The sequence below is a fragment of the Lacrimispora struthionigena genome (assembly GCF_048627165.1).
Lineage (GTDB): Bacteria > Bacillota > Clostridia > Lachnospirales > Lachnospiraceae > Lacrimispora.
The window spans coordinates 3,338,864-3,358,286 of record NZ_JBMBWP010000002.1; the positions used below are offsets into that span (position 1 = coordinate 3,338,864).

General features: G+C 42.1%; 25 protein-coding genes. 22 read left to right on the top strand and 3 right to left on the bottom strand.

What is annotated here, in order from left to right:
• Window positions 1–160 precede the first annotated feature (160 nt).
• Complete coding sequence (gene motA / locus ACOAOT_RS24715) at window positions 161–949, top strand: flagellar motor stator protein MotA (protein ID WP_420219365.1); 789 nt, start codon at window positions 161–163, stop codon at window positions 947–949.
• 11 nt (window positions 950–960) lie between these two features.
• Window positions 961–1,779 carry a flagellar motor protein MotB gene (locus tag ACOAOT_RS24720; RefSeq protein ID WP_420219366.1) on the top strand — a complete coding sequence of 273 codons (819 nt, stop codon included), beginning with the start codon at window positions 961–963 and terminating at the stop codon, window positions 1,777–1,779.
• A gap of 55 nt (window positions 1,780–1,834) precedes the next feature.
• Here ACOAOT_RS24720 and ACOAOT_RS24725 read toward each other — a convergent pair whose 3' ends face one another.
• Both ACOAOT_RS24725 and ACOAOT_RS24730 read right to left on the bottom strand, forming a co-directional pair.
• Window positions 1,835–3,127, bottom strand: a complete 1,293-nt coding sequence (locus ACOAOT_RS24725; protein WP_420219367.1) for a S8 family peptidase — start codon at window positions 3,125–3,127, stop codon at window positions 1,835–1,837.
• A gap of 145 nt (window positions 3,128–3,272) precedes the next feature.
• Window positions 3,273–3,749 carry a hypothetical protein gene (locus ACOAOT_RS24730; protein WP_420219368.1) on the bottom strand — a complete coding sequence of 159 codons (477 nt, stop codon included), beginning with the start codon at window positions 3,747–3,749 and terminating at the stop codon, window positions 3,273–3,275.
• Window positions 3,750–3,898: 149 nt separating this feature from the next.
• Between ACOAOT_RS24730 and ACOAOT_RS24735 the strand changes: the two genes are divergently transcribed.
• From ACOAOT_RS24735 to ACOAOT_RS24760, 6 genes are all read left to right on the top strand, one after another.
• Window positions 3,899–4,633, top strand: a complete 735-nt coding sequence (locus ACOAOT_RS24735; RefSeq protein WP_420219369.1) for an N-acetylmannosamine-6-phosphate 2-epimerase — start codon at window positions 3,899–3,901, stop codon at window positions 4,631–4,633.
• On the top strand, window positions 4,633–5,487 hold the full coding sequence (locus ACOAOT_RS24740) for a MurR/RpiR family transcriptional regulator (RefSeq protein WP_170820892.1): 855 nt from the start codon (window positions 4,633–4,635) through the stop codon (window positions 5,485–5,487). Before ACOAOT_RS24735 ends, ACOAOT_RS24740 begins: the two co-directional genes overlap by 1 nt.
• A gap of 218 nt (window positions 5,488–5,705) precedes the next feature.
• Window positions 5,706–6,383, top strand: coding sequence for a response regulator transcription factor (locus tag ACOAOT_RS24745; protein ID WP_104439465.1), 678 nt, complete (start codon window positions 5,706–5,708; stop codon window positions 6,381–6,383).
• Window positions 6,380–7,588: a sensor histidine kinase gene (locus ACOAOT_RS24750; protein ID WP_420219370.1), complete on the top strand. Its 1,209-nt coding sequence runs from the start codon at window positions 6,380–6,382 to the stop codon at window positions 7,586–7,588. The genes ACOAOT_RS24745 and ACOAOT_RS24750 overlap by 4 nt, the downstream gene beginning before the upstream one ends.
• Before the next feature lie 98 nt (window positions 7,589–7,686).
• Complete coding sequence (locus tag ACOAOT_RS24755) at window positions 7,687–9,150, top strand: cell wall-binding protein (protein WP_420219371.1); 1,464 nt, start codon at window positions 7,687–7,689, stop codon at window positions 9,148–9,150.
• 148 nt (window positions 9,151–9,298) lie between these two features.
• On the top strand, window positions 9,299–10,336 hold the full coding sequence (locus ACOAOT_RS24760) for an acyltransferase family protein (protein ID WP_420219372.1): 1,038 nt from the start codon (window positions 9,299–9,301) through the stop codon (window positions 10,334–10,336).
• A gap of 11 nt (window positions 10,337–10,347) precedes the next feature.
• Here ACOAOT_RS24760 and ACOAOT_RS24765 read toward each other — a convergent pair whose 3' ends face one another.
• Window positions 10,348–11,217, bottom strand: coding sequence for a class I SAM-dependent methyltransferase (locus ACOAOT_RS24765; RefSeq protein WP_420219373.1), 870 nt, complete (start codon window positions 11,215–11,217; stop codon window positions 10,348–10,350).
• Window positions 11,218–11,410: 193 nt separating this feature from the next.
• Here ACOAOT_RS24765 and ACOAOT_RS24770 point away from each other — a divergent pair, with 193 nt between their 5' ends.
• The 14 genes from ACOAOT_RS24770 to rplN all read left to right on the top strand — a co-directional run bounded on the left by ACOAOT_RS24770 (window position 11,411) and on the right by rplN (window position 19,418).
• Window positions 11,411–11,590, top strand: a complete 180-nt coding sequence (locus ACOAOT_RS24770; protein ID WP_420219374.1) for a hypothetical protein — start codon at window positions 11,411–11,413, stop codon at window positions 11,588–11,590.
• Between the two features lie 194 nt (window positions 11,591–11,784).
• Window positions 11,785–13,137: a PspC-like choline-binding domain-containing protein gene (locus ACOAOT_RS24775; protein ID WP_420219375.1), complete on the top strand. Its 1,353-nt coding sequence runs from the start codon at window positions 11,785–11,787 to the stop codon at window positions 13,135–13,137.
• A gap of 323 nt (window positions 13,138–13,460) precedes the next feature.
• Window positions 13,461–13,778, top strand: coding sequence for a 30S ribosomal protein S10 (rpsJ, locus tag ACOAOT_RS24780; RefSeq protein ID WP_013274341.1), 318 nt, complete (start codon window positions 13,461–13,463; stop codon window positions 13,776–13,778).
• Window positions 13,779–13,997: 219 nt separating this feature from the next.
• On the top strand, window positions 13,998–14,633 hold the full coding sequence (gene rplC, locus ACOAOT_RS24785; RefSeq protein ID WP_277405895.1) for a 50S ribosomal protein L3: 636 nt from the start codon (window positions 13,998–14,000) through the stop codon (window positions 14,631–14,633).
• A 29-nt stretch (window positions 14,634–14,662) separates the two neighbouring features.
• Window positions 14,663–15,283, top strand: coding sequence for a 50S ribosomal protein L4 (gene rplD, locus ACOAOT_RS24790; protein WP_420219376.1), 621 nt, complete (start codon window positions 14,663–14,665; stop codon window positions 15,281–15,283).
• Window positions 15,283–15,582, top strand: a complete 300-nt coding sequence (rplW, locus tag ACOAOT_RS24795; protein ID WP_104439456.1) for a 50S ribosomal protein L23 — start codon at window positions 15,283–15,285, stop codon at window positions 15,580–15,582. Before rplD ends, rplW begins: the two co-directional genes overlap by 1 nt.
• Window positions 15,583–15,755: 173 nt before the next feature.
• Window positions 15,756–16,604: a 50S ribosomal protein L2 gene (gene rplB, locus ACOAOT_RS24800; RefSeq protein ID WP_097002542.1), complete on the top strand. Its 849-nt coding sequence runs from the start codon at window positions 15,756–15,758 to the stop codon at window positions 16,602–16,604.
• A gap of 19 nt (window positions 16,605–16,623) precedes the next feature.
• On the top strand, window positions 16,624–16,905 hold the full coding sequence (gene rpsS / locus ACOAOT_RS24805; RefSeq protein ID WP_024834874.1) for a 30S ribosomal protein S19: 282 nt from the start codon (window positions 16,624–16,626) through the stop codon (window positions 16,903–16,905).
• Window positions 16,906–16,982: 77 nt separating this feature from the next.
• Window positions 16,983–17,369: a 50S ribosomal protein L22 gene (gene rplV, locus ACOAOT_RS24810; protein ID WP_097002540.1), complete on the top strand. Its 387-nt coding sequence runs from the start codon at window positions 16,983–16,985 to the stop codon at window positions 17,367–17,369.
• 11 nt (window positions 17,370–17,380) lie between these two features.
• The gene (gene rpsC, locus ACOAOT_RS24815; protein ID WP_420219377.1) at window positions 17,381–18,037 is read left to right on the top strand and encodes a 30S ribosomal protein S3; all 657 of its coding nucleotides are present in this window, start codon (window positions 17,381–17,383) and stop codon (window positions 18,035–18,037) included.
• Window positions 18,037–18,462: a 50S ribosomal protein L16 gene (gene rplP / locus ACOAOT_RS24820; RefSeq protein WP_104439453.1), complete on the top strand. Its 426-nt coding sequence runs from the start codon at window positions 18,037–18,039 to the stop codon at window positions 18,460–18,462. Before rpsC ends, rplP begins: the two co-directional genes overlap by 1 nt.
• Window positions 18,463–18,464: 2 nt before the next feature.
• A complete protein-coding gene (rpmC, locus tag ACOAOT_RS24825) occupies window positions 18,465–18,671 on the top strand; it encodes a 50S ribosomal protein L29 (RefSeq protein ID WP_097002715.1) in 207 nt (68 codons plus the stop codon).
• A gap of 97 nt (window positions 18,672–18,768) precedes the next feature.
• Entirely contained in the window at window positions 18,769–19,023 is a 255-nt protein-coding gene (rpsQ, locus tag ACOAOT_RS24830; RefSeq protein ID WP_104439452.1) for a 30S ribosomal protein S17, read from the top strand.
• A 26-nt stretch (window positions 19,024–19,049) separates the two neighbouring features.
• Window positions 19,050–19,418, top strand: a complete 369-nt coding sequence (gene rplN / locus ACOAOT_RS24835) for a 50S ribosomal protein L14 (RefSeq protein ID WP_104439451.1) — start codon at window positions 19,050–19,052, stop codon at window positions 19,416–19,418.
• The last annotated feature ends 5 nt before the right edge of the window (window positions 19,419–19,423 follow it).

A 19,423-nucleotide genomic window follows, 5' to 3' on the forward strand; every position in this document is an offset into this window, starting at 1 on the left:
AAGGTTGTCATGATAATTCATGACAGCCTTTTGGCGTATTAAGATCTTAACAATTATGAAACACAAGAGTGACTGCAAATATATTATACTATTAAAAGTCATATACATTGGATTTGCTGAATCCGGTACTCATCTAATATTTTTATACAAAGGAGAACATATGGAAATTACTACCATACTGGGTGTTATAGTCGGCGTTATAGCCGTTGTCGGCGCGATGATATTTAAACACATTGATTTTGCTGTACTTTTAAATCCGGCGGCATTTTTTGTTATTATTGTTGGAACAATCGCCACAATTTTGAATTCATATCCTGGCGAGAATGTTAAAGTGATCGGATCTCTTTTCAGGATCCTGTTTACAAAGAAAAAAGGCCAGTCAGAAGCTGAGATAATAGAACTGATGTATGAACTGGCAAAGAAAGCACGTTCAGAAGGATTATTATCCCTGGAGGCAAAGGCGGAGGAACTGGAAGATCCATTTTTAAAAAAAGGAATCCGGTTACTTGTTGATGGAACAGGGGAAGAGGTTATTGAGGATATTCTGGAGACAGAAATTGGTGCCATGGAAAAACGCCATGAAATTAATGCCAGCATCTTTTCGTCTGCCGGTACCTATGCCCCTACCCTGGGTGTATTGGGTGCGGTTTTTGGTTTGATTGCTGCCATGTCCTCAATCAATGATACGGAACGAATGGCGGAAGCGATTGCTGCCGCGTTTATCGCAACCATACTTGGTATTTTTACCGGATATGTTTTATGGAATCCATTTGCAAAAAAACTGAAAGTGAAAAGCCAGCAGGAAGTTATGGCAAAAGAGATCATCCTAAAAGGTATTATATCCATGCAGCACGGGGATTCTCCCTTCGTACTCAGAGAGAAATTACTTGCTTGTCTTCCTAAATATAAGCAGAAAAAGATTGAAGCACAGCAGAATAAAAAGGAATAGGGTGATTACATATGTCAAAAAAGAGAGAGCAGGCACATCAGGAAGAGGAAGCTGGAGAGGCATGGCTTTTGCCGTATTCAGATTTAATGACGTTGCTGTTGGCAGTTTTTATCGTTCTTTTTGCTGTCAGTAAAATTGATGCTCAAAAAGCCCAGCAGATTTCTCAGGAATTTTCCTCTTCCATGATGAACAAAGATTATAATGGTAAAGGCTCGGGCTCTGGATCTGGATCTGGAGGGGCTGCCCCTCTTGAAAGCAGTACACCATCTGATGCGTCTCCAAAAGGCGGATCTTTAAATATTGAGACGGAAAGCGAGTTGGAAAGCTTTTTAGGCGAATATGAACTAAAAAAACTGGAAACTCTGAAGGGGGAAATTGATACCAGGCTGCATGACGAAGGCATGGATCAGTCCGTATCAACCATGATTGATATGAGAGGTCTGGTCATAAGACTGAATAATGCCATTCTTTTTGACTCAGGCAGTGCAAATATTAAAAAACAGAGTGAAGATACTTTAATTGAAGTAGCCAGTCTTTTAAACACGGTTGATAATTTTATACGTATAGAAGGTCATACTGATAATGTGCCGATCAGCCGAAGTTCTTATCCATCTAACTGGGAGCTTTCTACGGCAAGAGCTGTTAATGTGGTTAAGCTCTTTATCGGTAAATGCAATTATCCTCCCAATAAGTTGATTGCAGTAGGGTACGGCGAATTTAAACCAGTGGCTGATAATTCAACACCCCAGGGAAGGACAATGAACAGACGTATTGATATTATTATTCTTAGCTCAAAATATAATAATCTTGAAGAACCGCTTATCAAATAGTGGTGCTATTATGGGGGAAAAAAACTGCGCAGTCAAAAGCTGCGCAGTTTTTTTATCAGTGCCAGTTCAGAGCGTTGTAAGCATCTAAAAGTCCTCCACTTACAACCTTGCCTGAAAGAGTATCCAGTTTTCTGCTGGAGTTTAGAATAATAGTTTTCACATCTGCCAGGCTTATGTCTGTCCGATAAGAATAGAGCATGGCTGCAACGCCGGTCACCATAGGTGCTGCCATTGAAGTACCGCTCATATATCCATATGAGTTATCTGGAATGGTGCTTAAGATATAGGTGCCTGGGGCTGCGATATCCACACTTGCAGCTCCGTAATTGGAATCTTTGCTCAGCGTACCGTCAAATAAGATGTTAGCCACAGATATAATATTATCATATGGAAGAGAAGCGGGATAAACAGGGTAGACATCTGTATTATAACCAAGGCCTGATACCCCTCCGTTTCCACAGGAGACTACAAAAAGCATATGAGAGTTCTTCATTGTCTGGGCAAGTTCTTCGCTGTATCCCGTTGTACCCATACTCAGATTACAGATGGAAGCTCCTTTTTCCTCAGCGTATTTAATTGCTTTAATGACAGCATCAGGGGAACCAACCCCTTCTTTTCCTCCCAGCGCTTTTAATGGCATGATTTTGACATAATTATTATCGGTAATGCCGGCGATTCCATAGGACCCTCTGGAAGCACTGATGGTTCCGGCAGCATGGGTACCGTGACTGTCTTCACTGCCAGAAAAGACTTTATTATTGTTAGAATAGAAGTTCCAGCCGTGAATATCATCCACATAACCATTGCCATCGTTATCAATGCCGTCCCCATCAATCTCTCCCGGGTTGGCCCAGATTGCGTTACGCAGTTCCTGATGATTGATATCTATACCCGTATCAATGATTGCCACAATTACAGATCGTTTGTTTTGCGCCTGATCATACAGTGACCATGCTGGCTGAATGTTAATGTCAATTCCTGAAACAGCATGAGTCACTTTGGATTGATAATTTCCAGGCCCTGGTTTTGGGATAGATAAGTTTCCACCGTTGTTGACTTCGCTGTACAGGTTGTCTACGTACTTAAATTTCTGTACCAGCTCGATGAGGCGAAATTCTCCGTCATTTTTTAAACCCCACTGATAAGTGGAAAATTCATCAGAGGGCGAGAGGTTGTTAAGCCCTGGACCAAGTGCCATGACATGTAAGTCTTGTCCCTGATCTTTTGATGATATATGCAGAGGTTCTACTGATGCGCCTGAAGTGCCGTCCAGGGGATTCATCCAGAGTGAATACCCAGCAAACAGGATTGCCAGGGACAGACAAGCAGCGCGGATTATCTTTTTCATAATTTCTTACTCCTTATAAAATAAACTGTCTTAACGATTTCCTTATTATATCATAAACCCTACGCTGATTGCTGGAAAATTATGTGAAAATAATATTAATTTTTATTATGAAACAGCCCGGCGTCATGCCGGGCTGCAATCAAAATCATTCTTCTTCGTCTATTTGGGTATATTCCGTAGCTGAATTACTGGTTTCCTGGTTGTCCTGAGCTTCCTTCAATGCCGTTCTTCTTGCCAGCTCAGCATTGGCCTCCGCCTGTGTAATGGTTCCCTTATCAACAAGCTTACTAATTTCCTCTTCTGTCAGACCGGTTAAAACAGTAGAGGAGCTTGAAGCTTCTGTTGAAGCGGCTTCTGTCACATTGGAATCCTTTGGTGGAGGTGGTCCCTGCATTTTTTGCTGATATGCCCTTCCCTCCTGGCTGATTTCAATTGTGTCCACGCGTTGTGAGGTGCCTGAAACCGTTTTTGCAGCAGCAGCATCTGTTACCGTTTGGGAAGCTGTGATCTGTGCGCTTTCTGCCGCTGCCTGTTCTGCCGCTTTCTTTTCTTTTTCCTTCTGCAGCTGAAGCTCTTGCAGCTGGTCGTAGGAAGAAGAACCTGATAGTCCTGATATTTCCATTCCCATTTCCTCCTTTGTATAAATTACAGTAAAAGTATATCATCTACTTGTGTTCACTGACTGAAATTAGCCTGAAAAACAAAAATTTAATTGCTTGATCTTTTTCATTTGTGATATGATTACTTTGCACAGAAAGGGGATAAACAGATATGGATAAGGCAGTTGTTTACAACCGTTTGGCGGGAGGGCTCATTGTATCCTGCCAGGCTCTTAAGGACGAACCTCTTTACAGCTCTTATATTATGTCCCGCATGGCATATGCGGCAAAAGAAGGCGGTGCAGTCGGAATACGGGCAAACTCCATATCCGATATCCGGGAAATAAAAAAAACAGTTGATCTGCCTGTGATAGGCATTATTAAACAGAAGTATGAGGGGTATGAAACAGTCATAACTCCTACCAGGCTGGAAGTGGAAGCCCTGGTTTTGGAGGGAGTGGAAATTATCGCTCTGGACTGTACAATAAGACCCCATCCATCTGAGAAAAACTTAGAGGATTTTTTATATAAAATCAGGGATGAATTTCCAGATCAGCTTCTCATGGCAGACTGTTCAAATTACGCAGAAGGAATGGCTGCTGCACGTCTGGGAATGGACTTTATTGGCACTACTCTCAGTGGATATACGGATTATACACGGAACAAACAGCTACCGGATGTGGAGCTGATTGAACAGCTTTCCAGGGATTGCGGGAAGCCTGTGATTGCAGAGGGGGGGATTAAAACCCCCGATCAGCTTGCGTCTGCCTTTAAGGCAGGAGCGTGGGCAGCAGTAGTGGGAAGTGCGATTACAAGACCAAGAGAGATAACGAGGGAGTTTATCCTGGGTGCCGGGTGCCGCACCCAGGAATTTAAAGAGTATAAACAAAAGGGAGAGTCAGAGTGATGAAAGGCGATTTTTTGACCAGGATCCGGGCAGAGTACAATCAGTTCACGAAAGCCGAGCGGAAGGTGGCAGATTACATTCTGCTAAATTACAGAGAGGTACTGTTTCTATCTATTACGGATCTGGCAGAAGCGTGTGAGGTAGGGGATACTACAGTATTTCGTTTTTGCAAAACCCTGGAATTAAAAGGGTATCAGGAGTTTAAAATGTTGCTGTCTTTAAGTCTCCACGATGAGACTACAGGTCAGGGGCGTTTAGAAGGAGACATCAGCCTGAAGGATTCTTTTGCTGAAGTTTCACGAAAAGTGCTTAATACCAATATGAGTGCGCTGGAAGAGACCTATTCTCTCTTAAATGAGGAGAACTTTGATCAGGTTATCCGGTATCTTCATGAAGCTAAGAGAATCTGCTTTTTTGGTGTTGGAGCAAGCATGCTTTCTGCCATGAAGGCAGCAAATAAATTTCTTAGAATTGAACCCAAGGTGTCCTGTGTGTCAGATTCCCATATGCAGGCCATGGTGGCTTCCATGATGGGGGAGGGTGAGGCTGCCGTTATATTTTCGTATTCAGGCGCTACGAAAGATACCATTCATGTGGCAGAACTTGCTAAAAAAGCTGGAGCGACAACAATTTGCATTACCCGGTTTGTAAAGTCGCCCCTTACCTCTTTTTCAGATGTAACCCTGCTTTGCGGGGCCAATGAAGGACCGCTACAGGGAGGGTCCACATCCTCAGAGATCAGTCAGCTTTTTCTAATTGATTTGATGTATACAGAATATTACAGAAGATATTTTGATACCTGCAATCAGGTGAATGAAAGAGTTTCCGCATCAGTGTTGGATAAAATGTGCTGACAGGTACAGTTCAAGGTTTTTTCAAGGATCAGGTGTTAGTCTATCACTGATGGAAACAAACTCCCTTTTTTCTTTAAATGAATAGCATTACTGAAATGGGCCGGTACTTTCGGCCCTTTTTTCATACCCATTTCACACAATTAACATAGAAAATTCAATAAAAAGTCATTGAATTTGGATTTAATATAAGTAAATAGTAAAATGAAAAGGAGAAAAGCATGAGGATACTTCTGGTAGAGGATGAAACCTCGCTGTCTGCAGCTGTTGCAGAAATATTAAGGCGGAACCGGTATGAGGTTGATGCAGCCTATGATGGAGAAGAAGCGATCCATTTTGGAGAAACTGGTATTTACGATGTTATACTGCTTGATATTATGCTTCCTGGGAAAGATGGTCTCTCTGTTCTTCGCCAGCTGAGAAAAAGCGGGATACAATCCTCCGTACTGCTTCTTACTGCAAAGTCCGAAGTAGAGGATCGGATTGCGGGGCTTGATACTGGCGCAGATGACTATCTTGCCAAACCCTTTGCCATGGGAGAGCTTATGGCCAGAATCCGAGCTTTGGGAAGAAGAACGGGACAATTTACCGGAGATATATTGCGATATGGAGATTTAGAACTAGACCGGAATACCAGCGAACTTTGCTGCGGGGAGCGGCGTGTAAAACTGGGAGTAAAGGAATATCACACAATGGAAATTCTTTTCACAAACAGCCGTCAGATAATAACAAAGGAATTGTTTGCAGAGAAAGTCTGGGGATACGCAAATGAGGCAGAGTACAATCAGGTAGAAGTATACATATCCTTTCTCAGAAAAAAAATGACATATCTGGAATGTGACACATCAATAAAGACCATTCGTGGCAGGGGATACAGGCTGGAGGAACAGGCGATATGATTAAAAGGCTGAGATATCAATTTATTCTTATCTCTATGTCCAGCGTAGGCGTAATATTTTGCTTTATGCTTTTTGCAATCAATATTTCCATGACAGTAAGCATGAGAAAGGATGCCGTATTTACGCTGCAACAGGTGATAGAAAACCAGGAACAGGAGCCTTCTCTGAAAAAGGGAGATGTAATTGGTAAGAAGGTTCCTCGTATATCCAATCTAAAAAGAACCACTGTTGCTAAGTTAAATGATGATGGTCAGATTACTGCCATTATTGATAATGGGAATAAGAACTTATCAAGGGATGAAATCCAGCAGCTGACGGAAGAAATATATAAAGCTGGAAAAGTAAATGGGATGGTGCAGGAAAATCAGTTTCTTCTGCATAAAACCTCTTATGGCTATATCCTTGCATTTATAGATTGTTCTCACGAGCTTGAGAATACCAGGCGTCTGGTAAATATTTGTCTGATCATTGGCATACTGGCAGTGGGCATTTTAATGGTAACGGTTATCTTTTTATCAAATTTGGTTGTCAATCCCATTGAAGAGGGATTTCAAAGGCAAAAGCAATTTGTGGCAGATGCCAGTCATGAACTGAAAACCCCTTTATCTGTGATATCAGCCAATGTAAGCGTACTTGAGGATATGTATGGAGAAAACCAATGGACTTCCTATGTACAAAAAGAGATTGAGCGGATGAGCCGTCTGATCAATGATATGCTGAAACTGGTCAGAATGGAGCAGCCATCTGTAACCTATACTGGAGAATCTTTTGATTTTAGTAAAATGGCTATGGAGGTATTGCTCCCATATGAATGTCTGGCTTATGAACAGGGAAAGCAGTTTCTGTATGAAGTGGAACCCGGACTTAAATTTAATGGCAGCCGGGATTTATTAACTCAAATGCTTCATATTTTTGTGGATAATGCATTTAAATATTCAGAAGCCAGGGGTGAAGTGAAAGTCACTGTCAGGAAGATTAAAAAGAAAATCTGCATTAAGGTCTATAATACCGGAGAGGGCATTTCTGAAAAAGCCAGAAAGCAGATTTTTCAGCGGTTTTACAGAGAAGAAGACTCCCATAACAGAAGAACCGAAGGATACGGTCTGGGATTATCCATTGCACAAACAATATTAGATCTTTATCATGGTAAAGTTAATGTACTGAGTGACGGAAAAACCTATGCATCTTTTGAAATTCAATTATAACTTCAAGGTATTTTCAAGGTAATAAGTTTAAGATGTACACATCAGCCCCATCTAAGAGCTGACAAAATGTATAACATACAAAAAGGAGTGTGCATCTTATGAAGAAAAAATACTGTGCTGCTGCAGGTTTGTCGGCAGTGTTCCTTACCTTTGGTGCAGCAATGACCACTATGGCAGCTGAAACAGGGTGGATCAATGAAAATGATAACTGGGTATACTTAGACTCGGATGGAAGTAAGGTGACTTCCAGCTGGAAAAAGTCAGGAGATAACTGGTATTATCTTAATTCCGACGGAGAAGTGGAAAAGAATGCCTGGATTGATGATACCTATTATGTAAATGAAGATGGCGTTATGCAAATGAACCAATGGGTCCATTCCGATGAAGATGACTCACCTTCTGGTGAGGAAGGCTGGTATTATCTTGGTACGGCCGGTAAGCTAGTTACAGATAGCTGGAAACAGATTAACAATGAATATTATTACTTTGATGATGATGGTCGAATGGGAACAGGCTGGCACTATGAGGATGATTCGGCCTATTATCTGGGAGATGAAAATGACGGCGCAAGAAAACAGGGATGGCTGTGTCTGGAGTATGAAAGTGATAATGAGCCTGAGGAAGGAGATGTCAGTGATACAACAGCCTCTGGTGATGGTTCAGAATGGTTCTACTTTCAGACAAATGGTAAAATGGTAAAATCTTCAGACGGATATACTTCCAAAACTATTAATGGCTCAAAATTTTATTTTGATGAGAATGGAATCATGCAAAACGGCTGGGTGGCGGTTGCCAGTGCTGCCAGTGCAGATTCTACCGGTATCAGCAAGTTTAAGTATTTTGGAGATGAGAGTGATGGAGCCATGGCAACTGGCTGGAAGTATCTGACTGATCACCCATCTGATTCAGATGACAAAAGCGATATATCAGAAGGAACTGATACTCCTGAAGAAGGTGATGGATACTGGTACTATTTTGATACAAGCGGTGTCCCGAAATATTTAGCTCAGAATTCTGATACCCTTACATCGGCCACTGTAAGAATTAATGGGAGTTCCTATTTCTTTGATCAATATGGCTGTATGCAGTCAGGACTGATTGGTTTTAATTTTGGTGATACGGAATATTCCTCCTACTTTGGAAACAGTGACAGTGACGGTAAAATGAAGACTGGAAAGCAGACAGGTGTCTATGACGGAGATGATGACACAGGTACTTATTACTTCAATACTTCAGGAAGCTATAAGGGAGGTGGATATACAGGAGTTAAGGATGATTACCTCTATTATAAAGGGAAGCTGGTAGAAGCCGACGAAGACAGTGATTATCAGGTGTTCTGCATAAATGTCAGCGGAACAGATACCTATTACCTGGTTAATGAATCAGGAAAGGTACAGACATCCAATAAGAAATATAAGTCCGATAGTGATTATAAGTATCAGTACAGCAGTGGAACCATCTATCTCATTGATTCAGACGGAGAGAATCCAACAGAGGTTACAGCCTCGGATTGTGCAGCACTGCCTGATGTTTCATTTGATGCTGAATACACATTAGAATAGACTGCATATTAATAGAACAGAGAAAAAGATCAATGGGCTGGGCCTGCTGATCTTTTTCTGATTTTTATGCTGTTTCATAGTAAACAAGGATTGATAGAACTTCATTTTATGTGATAAAATAATAGATATGCTTTATGAGGAGGACCCAATGGAAGAAAAATATTTTCGTAATAAAATTGTCTGGTTTACATTTCTTTTCAGTATCCTGGTGATTTGGGTTCATTCATATAATGCGGTTCTATTTTTAGGTAAAACCGGTTTAGGCTACCGGATTGACTGGTTGGAACGATTCTGGGGAGAAACAGTGGCACAAATTTCAGTTCCCGGATTTTTTTTAATTTCTTCTTATTTATTCTTCCGTGGATTTACACTGAAGCAGATTCGGGTCAAATGGAATTCCAGGATACGAAGCATTTTAGTTCCTTATATTATATGGAACTCTCTTTATTATCTTGGATATGCCGTCGGCAGCAGAATCCCTTTTATCTCTACCATAATTGGTAAAGGGAGAATTCCCTTAAATGGAACGGAAGCCGTTCAGGCAGTGCTTTTTTACTCTTATAATTATGTTTTCTGGTACTTGCACCAGTTGATCCTGCTGGTTTTTCTGGCTCCGGTTATCTACATTGCCATGAGGAAAAAAACAGTTGGCAGGCTGATACTGGCAGGAATTCTCGGTTCTATTTATCTGGGCGGCGCACTTCCTTTCTTAAATCTGGATGCCCTGTTTTATTATTCTTTTGGGGCATATGCGGCTTTGCATGGGAAAGAGATTGCAGAGAATTCTTTTAGCCGTCGGGGTATTGCCTCCGGAGCAGTTCTCTTTCTTGCTGCCTGCCTGGTGGTAATCATTGATATTCCCGGTAATGTGAAAGGGGAAATTGCAGCGTCCACTGTATGCTTTCGTCTTTTGATGCCTGTGAGCCTGTGGCTTATGATTCCCGGCAGATATTTGAAAGAAGCCGGTAACTGGATGAAACAAAATTTCTTTCTGTATGCCACACATTTTTCCGTTGTAAGGTTAATTAATAAAACGGGAGCATTGCTGCTCCCGCCTATTCCGGCTATTTCTCTCGGTCTTTATATCATTATGCCGGTTTTTTGTATTCTTTTCAGCTGCGCTGTCGGTTCCTTTTTAAGAAAATATCTTCCCCAGGTCTGGTTCCTGCTTAATGGAGGACGCTGATATAAACGATCCTAAACACGGTCAGCAGACCATCTTCCGGATGCCCCGCATGGAAGAATAAGTCCAGAGCTTTTCACAGGAAGGCCAACTTCATCAGACTGAACACTTCCGCCGAATTTACTGGTGATCTCCGTGGAAATCATATAAGACAATACAGACGGAGCCAGTCCTGTAGTGTAGGAGTTAATGAGGAAGAATAACGGGGTGTCGGATAAGAGCTGGGAACAAAGCTTTACGAAGGGATAAATGGAATCTTCGATCTTCCAGATCTCCCCTTTTGGTCCTCTGCCATAAGAGGGAGGATCCATAATAATGGCATCGTAATGGTTGCCTCTTCTGATTTCACGTTCTACAAACTTCACACAATCATCCACAATCCACCGGATGGAGGCTGATTCAAGTCCTGATGAGCGGGCATTTTCCTTGGCCCAGCCCACCATGCCTTTAGAAGCGTCAACATGGGTAACCTGAGCTCCTGCCTGAGCAGCAGCCAGAGTTGCTCCGCCTGTGTAAGCAAATAAATTCAGCACTTTAACCGGTCGTCCAGCCTTCTTTATCTTATCACCGAACCAGTCCCAGTTTGCAGCCTGCTCCGGAAAAAGTCCAGTATGTTTAAAGCTGAAGGGCTTTAACTGAAAGGTTAATTCCTTATAGCTGATGGTCCACTGTTCCGGCAGATGAAAGAATTCCCATTCCCCGCCGCCTTTTGCACTGCGGTGATAATGGCCGTTCATTTTTGTCCAGCCGGTTTCTTTCTTCGGGGTAGACCAGATGACCTGAGGGTCAGGACGAACCAGAAGGTAGTTGCCCCACCGTTCTAATTTTTCCCCCTCAGAACAATCTATCACTTCATAATCTTTCCAGCCGTCTGCAATCCACATACTTGATGCCGCCTTTCTTTCTATATAAATACAATTATTTTATCTTTATGATTCTATGATTATACTGGATGGAGCTTTTAGCGTCAAGGTGATTCACACCTTGTCTGCTGGTTCTATATATTATAGTATAATGTTAAATAAAGAGGTGTAAGACTTATGGGCTGTTTCCGGATGGGTTTTTCTTTCGGTTGCTGTGGATGCAATTGCTGGTGTAACTGGCGGGGCTGTAACGGCTGCGGCTGGATCTGCAGTAACGGATGTAACAGATGCTGCAATAACTGTTCGGGCTGCTGCAGAAGGTGCGGGTCCTGCAGAAGGTGCAATAATTGCTGCAGAAGAAATAACTGCTGCAGATAGACAACATTTTAAATAGATCAGGTAAACAGGCAGTGACGGAGTGGTTAGTTATTATCTACGCCGCCACTGCCTGTTTCTGCCCTTTTAAGGTAATTTAAATACAGCAATAATTTTGTAATAGAATTGAAAGATTAAAACAGTTGAATAATCTGAGATTAATTGTTAAAATAAATTATAGTAAAAAAGGAAATCCCTGTAAGGAGTGAAGATATGAAAAGAAAAGGTCTCATTGTACTGGCAGCAGCTGCCATGCTGGCAGTCGGAGCTTCATCTTTGGACGCCTGGGCGGCCGAGGGGTGGGCACAGGCGGGAAGTACCTGGGTGTATTATGATTCAAGCGGCGGCAAAGTAAGCAACACCTGGAAAAAGGGTGCGGATAATTTGTGGAGATATTTAAACAGCAATGGTGAGATGGCAGTCAACACCTGGGTTGAGAACACTTATTATATGGATTCCAACGGAATTCTCGTAACGGATAAATGGATGAAGTTCAAGGATTCCGGAAGCAGTGATTATAAGTGGTATTATTTTGGCAGCAGTGGGAAAGCGATTATGGACAACTGGTCTAAAATCGACAATAAGTGGTACTACTTTGATTCCAATGGAGAGATGCAGACCGGCTGGATCCTTGATGACATGTATTATACCGGAGCAGACGGAGTTATGAAGACAGGCTGGCAGAAGCTTTATCCGCCGGACAGCAACGACGAAGGCCGTGTTACACCCGGGGATACGGATGATGGAAAAAACTGGTACTATTTTAGTGAAAACGGTAAAAAGTATGTACCAAAGGATTTCTCAGGAGATTATGGCACTTATAAGATTGACGGTACTGCTTACTGCTTCGATGACAGGGGTGCACTTCAGACTGGCTGGAAGAAAGTCGGAGTTGATAATGCAGAATATGAGATTCAGAATTATAAATATTATAACACCAATGGAAAGCTGCAGGAAGGCTGGTTTTCCACAGAGCCGCCACATGATATAAGCGGATATGAAGAAAGCGTGGAATGGTTTTATTTTTCCAGTACAGGAATTCCAAAAGCCGGTCCGAAAGAAGGAGAGGCAAGTACATCCAACCTGGTGAAGATAAAAGATAAGACATATCTGTTTAATGAACTGGGTGTTCCTGTATATGGACTTCAGAAGATCAGAATAGGAAGCAGCTCTGAGTATACGGCCTTTTATTTCGGAGATAAGAAAACCAGCAGCATGCAAAAGGGAAAAGTCAAGGTAACAGAAGGTGACGGAAACGATAGTACCTATTACTTCAGTGACAGCGGAAGAGGGTATACCGGCGTTAAGGATGGCTATCTCTATTATATGGGAAAACTTCAGTGTGCAGACGAAGGCAATAAATATGAGCCTATCTCCATTCCTACAGGAAGTACCAGAACTACATATGTTGTGAGTACATCAGGCAAGGTGTCCAAGAGTACAACGGTAAAAAGTGCAGATGGTGTGAAATATAAGACAGGAAGCAATGGAACCCTGTTAAAAGTAGATGAGGAGAACCCCTCTGGGAATGAAGGGAAAGAACCCTCGGAACCAGTCTGGAAGTAGAAAAATCCTATAAAAAAGCGCAGAATCTGAGAAAAAAAGATTTTGCGTTTTTTTTGAAAAAAGTACTTGCATTACCATGGAAAATATGGTATTCTGTTAAAGTTGTGGCATGATAGCTGTGAAGCGTGAGGTTGCTGCTGAAAAGCAGGTTTTCCGTGGAGCGAATGTCAAGTTAGGAAACTGGCGACAAGTCACTGTACAATTTAAAATTCTGTTTGTTTCAAACGGATGGTCAGTGTGGGTCATTGATGACACACACGGGAACGTGTACAGTCACCGCTTGTCGTACTTCTACTAAGTGCGAAAAGGAGGCGACTTTTTTTATGGCAAGTCAAGTAATGAGAATCACATTAAAGGCGTATGATCATCAGTTAGTTGATCAGTCTGCGGGCAAGATTATCGACACTGTAAAAAAGACAGGATCAAAAGTGAGCGGACCGGTGCCGTTACCAACCAAGAAGGAAGTGGTAACTATCTTAAGAGCGGTTCACAAGTACAAAGATTCCAGAGAGCAGTTCGAGCAGAGAACCCATAAGAGACTCATCGATATCATTACACCAAGCCAAAAAACTGTTGATGCATTATCCAGACTGGAAATGCCGGCAGGGGTGTATATCGATATCAAGATGAAGAATAAATAATCTTCATCGAAAGAAACAATTTAGGTAATGTCCTGAAGGGTTTTAATATAGAAGCAACACTTTTCCTCTAAGGAATCAACATCTCCATGGGCGGGAACGAAACGTAAGCAATTACGGATACGTCGGCCGCGGGAGTCATAGTGTTCCACGTATATTGGACTGTTCTAGGATGATTGCGAAAGCAATCCGCTGTAGAATTAATAACCAGGAGGTAAAAACATGAAGAAGGGTATTTTAGCTACCAAAGTCGGAATGACACAGATCTTCAATGAAAACGGAGTATTAACTCCAGTAACAGTTCTTCAGGCTGGTCCTTGTGTAGTAACACAGGTTAAAACAGTTGAGAATGATGGTTACAGTGCAGTACAGGTTGGCTATGTTGACAAGAGAGAAAAACTGGTCAGCAAACCATTAAAAGGCCATTTTAATAAGGCTGGAGTATCTTACAAGAGATTTGTAAGAGAATTTAGATTAGAGAATGCTTCCGAGTATTCTGTAAAAGACGAAATCAAAGCTGATATCTTTGCTGCAGGCGATAAGATTGATGCAACCGCAATCTCCAAAGGTAAAGGTTTCCAGGGTGCTATCAAGAGACACGGACAGTCCAGAGGACCTATGGCTCACGGTTCCAAGTTCCATCGTCATGCTGGTTCCAATGGTGCTGCTTCTGATCCAAGTAAGGTATTTAAAGGCAAGAAGATGCCTGGCCAGATGGGTAATAAGAAGATTACAATCCAGAACCTCGAAATCGTTAAGGTTGATGTTGAAAACAACCTGATTCTGGTTAAGGGTGCTGTACCAGGACCTAAGAAGTCTCTCGTAACAATCAAGGAAACAGTAAAAGCAGCTAATTAATGCTTTTATAAGAAAGGAGGATTACACAGATGGCAAACGTATCTGTTTACAATATGGAAGGTAAAGAAGTTGGCACATTAGAGTTAAGCGATGCAGTGTTTGGTGTTGAAGTAAATGAACACCTTGTACACATGGCAGTCGTAAGCCAGCTTGCAAATAAGCGCCAGGGAACACAGAAGGCAAAAACACGCGCTGAAGTATCCGGCGGCGGTAGAAAACCGTGGAAACAGAAAGGAACCGGTCATGCCAGACAGGGTTCAACAAGATCTCCTCAGTGGACAGGCGGCGGAGTTGTATTCGCACCAACACCAAGAGATTATACAATCAAACTGAACAAGAAGGAAAGAAGACTTGCTCTGAAATCCGCACTGACCAGCAGAGTGAACGAGAATAAGTTCATCGTTGTTGATGAGTTAAAGTTTGATGAAATCAAGACAAAGAAGTTCCAGGCTGTATTAGACAACTTAAAGTTATCCAAAGCTCTTGTAGTTGTTGGAGATGACAGCGCTAACACAGTAATGAGCGCAAGAAACATCGCTGCTGTTAAGACTGCTTTTGTTAACACAATCAATGTATACGATATCTTAAAGTATAACACAGTTGTTGCTACCAAGACTGCTGTTGCAGCAATCGAGGAGGTGTACGCATAATGGCAGATATTAAATATTACGACGTGATTCAGAAACCAATCGTAACTGAGAAGAGCATGAACGCTATGGCTTCTAAAAAGTACACATTTTTAGTGCACACAGATGCGAATAAGACGATGATCAAGGAAGCTGTTGAAAAGATGTTCCCAGGCACCAAGGTAGCCAGCGTGAACACCATGAATTTAGATGGAAAGACCAAAAGAAGAGGAACAACCTTCGGTAAGACATCTAAGACTAAGAAAGCTATTGTTCAGTTAACAGCTGACAGCAAAGATATCGAGATTTTCGAAGGACTGTAAGATCGGAACGCTTGGCATGAACTCATTCGGGCCCGGCGTCAACGATTTTCAGTTACCTTAGTGATGAACATTATATCACAATAAACAAGATACGCCAGGTGGCGTTGAAACACCATGCTGGTATACCTTGATGTCCAAAAAGCGTGGACAAAAAAGCAGAAAGGAGAAACAAAATGGGAATCAAAAAGTATAACCCATATACCCCTTCCAGAAGACAAATGACCGGATCTGATTTCAGCGAAATCACCAAGTCAACTCCTGAGAAATCCTTAATCAGCAAAACTATTAAGAAAACAGCCGGCCGTAATAACCAGGGTAAAATTACTGTTAGACATCGCGGAGGCGGCGTTAAAAGAAAATATAGAATCATTGACTTCAAGAGAAACAGCAAGGACGGCATTGCAGCAACTGTAATCGGTGTTGAATACGATCCGAACAGAACTGCTAATATCGCACTGATCAGCTATGTAGACGGAACAAAGGCTTATATCCTTGCTCCAGCTGGTTTAACAGACGGAATGACTGTTATGAGCGGTGAGACTGCAGAAGCAAGAGTAGGTAACTGCCTTCCATTAAGCAAAATCCCGGTTGGTGCTCAGGTTCATAACATTGAGCTTTACCCAGGAAAAGGCGGACAGCTGGTTCGTTCTGCTGGTAACAGCGCACAGTTAATGGCAAAAGAAGGAAAATATGCAACTCTTCGTTTACCTTCCGGCGAAATGAGAATGGTTCCAATCAACTGCAGAGCTACCATCGGTGTTGTAGGTAATGGCGATCATAACCTGATCAATATCGGTAAAGCTGGTAGAAAACGTCACATGGGATTCCGTCCTACAGTTCGCGGTTCCGTTATGAACCCGAATGACCATCCACACGGTGGTGGTGAAGGTAAGACTGGTATCGGCCGTCCAGGTCCATCTACACCATGGGGCAAACCAGCACTTGGCTTAAAGACCAGAAAGAAAAACAAGCAGTCTAACAGATTAATCGTTAGAAGAAGAGATGGAAAGACCGTTAAATAAATGAAGGAGGTTAGAACCTATGGCTCGCTCACTTAAAAAAGGACCATTTGCAGATGCTCATTTACTGAAAAAAGTAGATGCTATGAACGCAGCAGGACAAAAGCAGGTAATTAAGACTTGGTCTCGCCGTTCTACAATCTTCCCGCAGATGGTTGGACATACAATTGCAGTTCATGATGGCAGAAAACACGTTCCGGTATATGTTACAGAGGATATGGTTGGACATAAACTGGGTGAATTCGTTGCTACCAGAACTTACAGAGGACATGGAAAAGACGAGAAGAAATCAGGTCGTAAGTAATAGAGAAGCAGACACCCTCCGGGTATTCTTATTTAAGGATTCCCAAAGGGCGTTAAAGTTGAAAGGAGGATTCACCAATGGCTAAGGGACATAGAAGCCAGATTAAGAGAGAAAGAAATGCCCAGAAGGACACAAGACCGTCAGCAAAGTTATCCTATGCTAGGGTTTCAGTTCAGAAGGCATGCTTTGTATTAGATGCCATCAGAGGCAAAGATGCTGTTTCAGCACTTGGTATTGTAACTTACAATCCCAGATATGCTTCTACTTTAATAGAGAAGTTATTAAAATCAGCGATCGCAAATGCTGAGAACAATAACGGTATGGACCCGGCAAAACTTTATGTTGAAGAGTGTTTTGCAAACAAGGGACCGACAATGAAGAGAGTAAAACCAAGAGCACAGGGCCGCGCTTACAGAATCGAAAAGAGAATGAGCCACATCACCATCGTGCTTAATGAAAGATAAGGAGGCAAATAATGGGACAGAAAGTTAATCCACACGGCTTAAGAGTCGGTGTTATTAAAGACTGGGACTCAAAATGGTATGCTGAAGCTGATTTCGCAGACAACTTAGTAGAAGATTATGCGATCAGAAAATTCCTGAAGAAGAAATTATACAGCGCCGGCATTTCTAATATTGAAATTGAACGTGCATCTGACCGCGTTAAAGTTGTTATCCACACAGCAAAACCAGGTGTAGTAATCGGTAAGGGTGGATCTGAGATTGAAAAAATCAAAGCAGAAGTTCAGAAGCTTACAGATAAAAAATTATTTGTTGATATTAAAGAAATCAAAAGACCAGACAAAGACGCTCAGTTAGTTGCTGAGTCCATCGCACAGCAGTTAGAGAATCGTGTATCCTTCCGTCGTGCTATGAAGTCTACCATGGGACGTTCCATGAAGTCAGGTATCAAAGGAATCAAGACTGCAGTTGCAGGACGTCTTGGCGGCGCTGATATGGCTCGTACTGAGTTCTACAGCGAAGGAACTATTCCGTTACAGACACTCAGAGCAGATATTGACTATGGCTTCGCAGAGGCAGATACTACCTTCGGTAAGATCGGAGTTAAGGTATGGATCTATAACGGCGAAGTACTTCCAACTAAAGCTAAAAGGGAAGGGAGCGATAAATAATGTTAATGCCTAAGAGAGTTAAGCGTCGTAAACAGTTCCGTGGTAGCATGGCTGGTAAAGCTTTAAGAGGCAATACAATCAGCAGTGGTGAATTCGGTTTAGTCGCTTTAGACCCATGTTGGATCAAATCAAATCAGATCGAGGCAGCCCGTGTTGCCATGACCCGTTATATCAAGCGTGGCGGTAAAGTCTGGATCAAGATTTTCCCGGATAAGCCTGTAACAGCAAAGCCAGCAGAAACCCGAATGGGTTCCGGTAAGGGCGCTCTGGAATACTGGGTAGCAGTAGTAAAACCAGGTCGTGTATTATTCGAAATCGCTGGAGTACCTGAAGAAACAGCACGTGAAGCTTTACGTCTTGCTATGCACAAATTACCATGCAGATGTAAAATTGCTGCTAAAGCAGATTTAGAAGGCGGTGAATGACAGTGAAAATGAATAAATATGTTGAAGAATTAAAAGGAAAATCAGTTGCCGAGCTGAATGTAGAATTAGTAGCTGCAAAGAAAGAACTTTTCAACTTAAGATTCCAGAATGCAACCAACCAGCTTGATAACACAAGCCGTATCAAAGAGGTTCGCAAAAACATTGCCAGAATTCAGACTGTTATAACTGAGAAGGCTAAATTAGCTTAAGTTGCAGCTTATTAAAAAAAGCATGACACACACGAGTGTGTGTTAACTTATAGATTGTGGCCCTGGAAGGCCAAAACTCGAAAGGAGAATACAGAACGTGGAAAGAAATCTTAGAAAAACCCGTACTGGTAAGGTTGTTAGCAACAAGATGGATAAGACCATTGTTGTAGCGATTGAAGACCATGTAGAACATCCTTTATACGGCAAGATCGTAAAAAGAACGTATAAATTAAAAGCACATGATGAGAAGAATGACTGCAACATGGGCGATACAGTAAAAGTTATGGAAACAAGACCGCTGTCCAAAGACAAGAGATGGAGACTTGTGGAAATTATCGAAAGAGCGAAATAATTTATTTCCAGGAAGGAGTAACAGGCATGATTCAGCAGGAAACCAGATTAAGGGTTGCCGACAATACCGGTGCAAAAGAACTTCTTTGTATCCGTGTTATGGGCGGATCTACAAGAAGATATGCTAATATTGGTGATGTTATCGTTGCCAGCGTAAAAGATGCAACACCTGGCGGTGTTGTTAAGAAGGGCGACGTTGTGAAAGCCGTTGTTGTACGTTCTGTAAAGGGCGCACGCCGTAAAGACGGTTCATATATCAAGTTCGATGAGAATGCTGCCGTAATTATCAAAGATGACAAGACTCCAAAGGGAACTCGTATCTTTGGGCCGGTTGCCAGAGAGTTAAGAGAGAAGCAGTTCATGAAAATTGTTTCCTTAGCTCCAGAAGTATTATAAGGAGG